Origin of the sequence: Lentilactobacillus rapi DSM 19907 = JCM 15042, assembly GCF_001436255.1 — a bacterium.
GTDB classification, from domain to species: Bacteria; Bacillota; Bacilli; order Lactobacillales; family Lactobacillaceae; genus Lentilactobacillus; species Lentilactobacillus rapi.
Genome location: NZ_AZEI01000061.1, coordinates 1 through 4,533 on the forward strand (window position 1 = coordinate 1; position 4,533 = coordinate 4,533).

The window sequence follows — 4,533 nt, forward strand, 5'->3', positions numbered from 1 at the left end:
GCCAGATCAGAAAGGTTACTAGAAACTAATTTTTCATAGAACTTTGGACACTACCGATTGGATTATATCATGCAGATGCCCGTCCTCAAAAAAATAATTCTTGCAATTTATCTCATCAAGTTTTATACTCACTCTAATAATTAAAGTCGAATTACATGAAGTAGTTCCTTATCTGGGTGTCAGGAAGTTGGCGGTTGCTGCGAGCCAATCAGGGTAAGGGTGACGAAATACCGTAATATCACGACAATGGTCAATAACTAGAATCCATTATCTTCTAGTGAGCGGTGTATTTTGTTGAATACACAAGTTGGGTGGTACCACGGTTAAAAATCGTCCCTATTGCATTTTAGATGTAATAGGGACGATTTTTTGTTTACTTAGGACAGCTGCGCTAGGCAGAAGCTTGCCCCTAAGCACCTCCTACAAAAATCCCAAACCCGGGGATTTCTGCAGAAGGCGACTTAGGCTCCAGCTTCTAATCGCCTAGCTCCGCTCACTTTAAAGAAAGGGAATGAGCTTATGGAAAGATCGACAAATGGGGGACTCGTTCGATATTGATAAACCAATTGTTACGATGTCGTGAATTGAACTTGTCCTTTGGATAATGACCAAAAGAAGCATTTATGTTCGCCATTATTTAGCCAAGGACAGCTACGCAAAGCAGAAAGCTGCACCTAAGCCATTCCAGCCAAAAGCCGAAACCCGTGGCTTTCGGCTGGAGTACCTTAGGCTCCGCTTTCTAACCGCTTTACTCCGCCCACTAATTATAAAAGAGGTTATCAATATGAAAAATAGCAAAATCAGTTTAAGAGAAGCAGCCATTGTTTTACTCGTCGCATTAGCAATTATGGGAACAGGTGTTATCGGCCTGCATTTATCACCTCAAGTCCCCGTCCTACTCGCAATCACCGTCGTCATTTTTTGGGCCAAGCTAACCGGTTTTAACTGGAATGAAATTAATGCCGGCATCAAAGACGGCATCGACAAGGGGATCATCCCCATCGTTATCTTCATCCTGATTGGCGCAATGATTAGTACCTGGATCGCTGCCGGAACCATCCCAACATTGATGGTAATTGGTTTTAAAGCGATTAGTGCTCAGTGGTTCCTACCAACCGTTTTCCTTGTTTGTTCATTAGTTGGCGCTGCAGTTGGTAGTTGTTTCACGGTTGTCTCAACTGTTGGAATTGCCTTCTTTGGAATTGGCGTTACCATGAATTTCAATCCGGCCCTCGTTGCCGGCGCAATCGTTGCTGGCGGAGTCTTTGGCGATAAATCATCACCACTGTCCGAAACCAATAACTTGGCTGCAGCCGTTGTCGATACAGATTTATTTGATCACATGAAGACCATCCTTTGGTCAACACTGCCGGCAGCGACCATCTCCACGATTGCCTTTGCTGCTCTTGGAATGGGGCATAATCATGCAGACATGGCCAAAATCAACACAACCGTCGCCGCATTAAGTAGTGATTTCCACATTTCGATTATTTCACTTATTCCAATTATCCTTGTGTTCGTCTGTGCCGGCTTCAAAATGGCCGCTATTCCAACCATGCTACTCAACATTTTCATCTCAGCGGGAATGATGTTTATCAACACTCCCAGCTTGAATATCACCAAAGCCAGCAACATTATCACCAACGGCTTCGTAGCTAAAACTTCTAATAGCGAAGTTAACCTTCTATTATCTCGAGGCGGAATCGTCAGTATGATGCCAACGGTTGCCTTGATCGTCTTAACCCTGTCACTAGGTGGCCTACTGGTTCACTTTGGCCTAATTGGCGCCATTATGACCCCATTAGCTTCACGTCTTAATAGTCCAGCCAAATTGGTGACAGCAGCATTAGGCGCTTGTATCGGGGTTAATATCTTCGTTGGTGAACAATTCCTTTCAATCATCCTACCGGGACGAGCATTCAAGAAAACCTTCAATAACGGTGGTTTGGCCAGCAGAGCACTTGGCCGGGTTCTCGAAGATGGCGGAACGGTTCTCAACTACCTGGTTCCATGGGGCGTTGGCGGGGTCTTTATCGCCAATACGTTAGGCGTTCCAACCATTCAATACCTACCATTCGTCTTCTTCAGTCTTCTCTGCCCAGTATTCTCATTGCTAAGTGGCTTCACTGGAATTGGTTTAAAAAAAACAGCGACTGACGATGTAGAAAAGCGTCATAGTGCTGTCGCAACTGAAAATTAATCGATTGGATTTAAAAGATTGGGATGAAAGGCGCTTTGATCCCAGAATTTAAGTGAAAAAAGTAATGCATTCTGGTTTTGGAATGCATTATTTTTTGGCTTAAATGGCCGGGATCAGCCGTTTGTCGTAAACCATTATATTGTAAAATGATGCTCTGCCAAGCAATAACCTGCACATAAGCACCCACTTCAAAAATCCCAAGCCCAGGGCAGGGATTTTATAATTACATAGATCAAGACTGCTCCTCCAAGCAGGAATCTGCATGTAAGCACCTGTTTCTTTGGCATCATAGCGCAAATGCGTTCCACAGATCAGTTTCCTACACCTAACTGAAAATGATGGTTGGTCGAAAAACCACCGACCAACCATCATTTACCAGTTAGGTTCCAGAAACTCCCGATCTGTTCCACGCTCTCAACAAAAAAAGTCCTCCCTCTCAGGAAGACTTCTTTGTATTACATTAGTCAGCTGCAACGAATGGCATTAAGCCCATGATCCGTGCTCGCTTGATTGCAATTGTTAATGCCCGTTGGTTCTTGGCACTTGTTCCAGTAACTCGACGTGGAAGAATCTTTCCACGTTCTGAAACAAAGCGTTCCAACAAGTTGATATCTTTATAGTCGATATATTCGATGTGGTTAGCAGCGATAAAATCAACTTTGCGACGACGACGGCCGCCACGTCTTTGATAAGCCATAGTATTTCCTCCTCAAAGTATCTTATTTACCAGTTCATTAGAATGGTAAATCATCGTCGGAAATGTCAATCGAGTCCCCAGAATTGGCGAATGGATCCCCAGGATTGTTAGCACCATTGTTACCATTGTTGCTACTACCTGAATTATTACTTGAACCATTACCGCCATTATTGTTGGATGAGTTGTTTGAACTGTTGTCAAACGGATTGGCATTGCCGTTATTTTGTTGAGGAGCATTACCATTTTGTTGATTACCTGAATCGTTCCGGGCACCCCGGGGTTCAAGTAATGCAAAATTGTCTACTACTACTTCAGTCACATAAACTCGTTGGCCTTGTTGGTTTTCGTAATTTCTGGTCTGAATTCGACCATCAATTCCAACAAGTGAGCCTTTATGGGTGAAGTTAGCAAAATTTTCAGCAGATTTACGCCAGATTACGCAGTTAATGAAATCGGCCTCACGTTCCCCCTGTTGATTAGTAAACGACCGGTCAACGGCCAGTGTAAACGAACCGACAGCGGTTCCGCTTTGCGTGTATCGTAAATCAACATCGCGGGTTAGGCGACCCGTTAGAACTGCACGATTAAGCATGCTGAATTGCTCCTCTCATATTAAAATCAATTATTAGTCGTCACGAACAACGATCATATGACGTAAAATATCGTCATTAATCTTTGAAAGACGATCAAACTCGTTAAGTGGGGTATCTGAATCAGTTGTTAAGTTGATAATGTGGTAAGTACCTTCATTATAACCACCGATTTCGTATGCGAACCGACGCTTTGACCAGTCTTTTGAATCAATAATCTTAGCACCATTGTCAGTTACGATCTTGTCGAATCGTTCGATCAATGCTGATTTAGCTGATTCTTCGATGTCTGGACGAATGATGTAAGTAATTTCGTATTTCTTTTCTTCCATGATTGCACCTCCTTGTGGACTTATGGCCCTCTTCCCGAGAGCAAGGAGAGTTTCTGTTTTTACCCAGATACTCACAATGTAAAACTATACCATGTAACTTAAAAAATATCAATACGCCTAATGTTTGATTTACGATACATTTATTATATACGTAAAACAAACAAGGGATTATTTAAATTTTCAATATTGGTCGCAAAAAAGCGCGCAACCAATTTGGTCACCCGCTTTTTTACAATCCAATGTTGTATAAATTGGGGGTTGGAGACGCAGGGGACGTCCCCAGATTGTACTCCACCCATCAATGCTCTCTAATTTTTTATTCCACTGAGAATCAGAATTGCTTAACGTAATTCCTTAGAGAGCATCAATGGAATGCAGCACACAAATTTTAATACTGAATATCAAGCAGATTAGTCTTCTTAACATCAGCAATGGTTTTGGTACCAGCCAATTGCATGATAATCTGCAACTCTTCGTTCAAGTGCTCAAAGACTGACTGAACACCTTCAGCACCACCAAGGGCCAAACCATAGACAGCTGGTCGGCCAACACCAACTAAGTCAGCGCCAGATGCCAGTGCCTTAAAGACATCCGAACCACGACGAACACCAGAATCAAAGATCACTGGTACCTTGCCGTTAACGGCCTTAGCAACGCTCTCTAAGAAACTGTTTGAGATCTAAATTGAGTTTTGGTATACTTTTGCAAAAAAGG

4 protein-coding genes and 1 pseudogene are annotated in these 4,533 nt (G+C 42.9%); 1 reads left to right on the top strand and 4 read right to left on the bottom strand.

Features of this window, described 5'->3' with window-relative positions; all coding sequences use genetic code 11:
• Window positions 1–784 precede the first annotated feature (784 nt).
• Complete coding sequence (gene nhaC / locus FD12_RS07145) at window positions 785–2,200, top strand: Na+/H+ antiporter NhaC (protein ID WP_056982352.1); 1,416 nt, start codon at window positions 785–787, stop codon at window positions 2,198–2,200.
• A gap of 460 nt (window positions 2,201–2,660) precedes the next feature.
• Here the strand turns inward: nhaC and rpsR are convergent, their stop codons facing one another.
• From rpsR to FD12_RS07165, 4 genes and pseudogenes are all read right to left on the bottom strand, one after another.
• The gene (gene rpsR, locus FD12_RS07150; protein WP_008857189.1) at window positions 2,661–2,897 is read right to left on the bottom strand and encodes a 30S ribosomal protein S18; all 237 of its coding nucleotides are present in this window, start codon (window positions 2,895–2,897) and stop codon (window positions 2,661–2,663) included.
• A gap of 37 nt (window positions 2,898–2,934) precedes the next feature.
• Window positions 2,935–3,489, bottom strand: coding sequence for a single-stranded DNA-binding protein (ssb, locus tag FD12_RS07155; RefSeq protein ID WP_054749109.1), 555 nt, complete (start codon window positions 3,487–3,489; stop codon window positions 2,935–2,937).
• 33 nt (window positions 3,490–3,522) lie between these two features.
• Window positions 3,523–3,819: a 30S ribosomal protein S6 gene (gene rpsF / locus FD12_RS07160; RefSeq protein ID WP_054749110.1), complete on the bottom strand. Its 297-nt coding sequence runs from the start codon at window positions 3,817–3,819 to the stop codon at window positions 3,523–3,525.
• Window positions 3,820–4,207: 388 nt separating this feature from the next.
• Window positions 4,208–4,483 (bottom strand): annotated as a pseudogene (locus FD12_RS07165) (alpha-hydroxy-acid oxidizing protein); the annotation flags it as partial.
• Window positions 4,484–4,533: the final 50 nt, after the last annotated feature.

Coding starts and splice junctions, on each gene's coding strand:
- nhaC (WP_056982352.1), top strand. CDS start 785: ATGAAAAATAGCAAAATCAGTTTAAGAGAAGCAGCCATTGTTTTACTC.
- rpsR (WP_008857189.1), bottom strand. CDS start 2,897: ATGGCTTATCAAAGACGTGGCGGCCGTCGTCGTCGCAAAGTTGATTTT.
- ssb (WP_054749109.1), bottom strand. CDS start 3,489: ATGCTTAATCGTGCAGTTCTAACGGGTCGCCTAACCCGCGATGTTGAT.
- rpsF (WP_054749110.1), bottom strand. CDS start 3,819: ATGGAAGAAAAGAAATACGAAATTACTTACATCATTCGTCCAGACATC.